We start from the raw sequence: 564 nt of genomic DNA on the forward strand, positions 1-564 counted from the left end.
CGACCACAATGGCCTGCGCCCCCTCACCCAGCGTAGCTCCGATTCTACCGCTATTTTTTTCTATAAATTCAGATGTAGTGGCTGTACATGATGACGCAGAGTTCGGGATCCCTGTTCTTTGATGGCTATCCATAGAGGGTCTTCCGCAATGCGCGATAAACACCTTCAATTGCGGCCTGAGATTATCATTAGACACTTGTGCCAGTGCTTTATAGATATTATACGCCAATATTATCGACGGACCCGATGGTATAACGGGTTTATTATGTATAAAAATCCCCTTGGCATCCGACTTGGACAACACGAAGGAAGTAGTGGCTATTTTCGCTAACTTCTTTAATGTTTTCGAGGAAAGGGTATTGTTATTGGTTTTTTTCAGCAACGCGGAATAGATTGTGTCTTTTTTAACATCAATTCGAGATTGAGTATTTATGAAAAACATCGTGCACCTCAGTAAAAACACTAATGTACACAATAATTATCGCCGACCCTTCAAGAAAACAATTTTAGGACGATTAAACACAGACAGAAATATTTTATCCCTCTTCAGTGGAAAATGATAAG

General features: G+C 40.4%; 1 pseudogene. It reads right to left on the reverse strand.

Annotation, left to right across the window (positions count from 1 at the left end):
- Positions 1 to 442: pseudogene (locus J5224_RS34435) on the reverse strand (hypothetical protein); the annotation flags it as partial.
- Positions 443 to 564 lie beyond the last annotated feature (122 nt).

It is taken from the genome of Candidatus Symbiopectobacterium sp. NZEC135 (assembly GCF_025962695.1).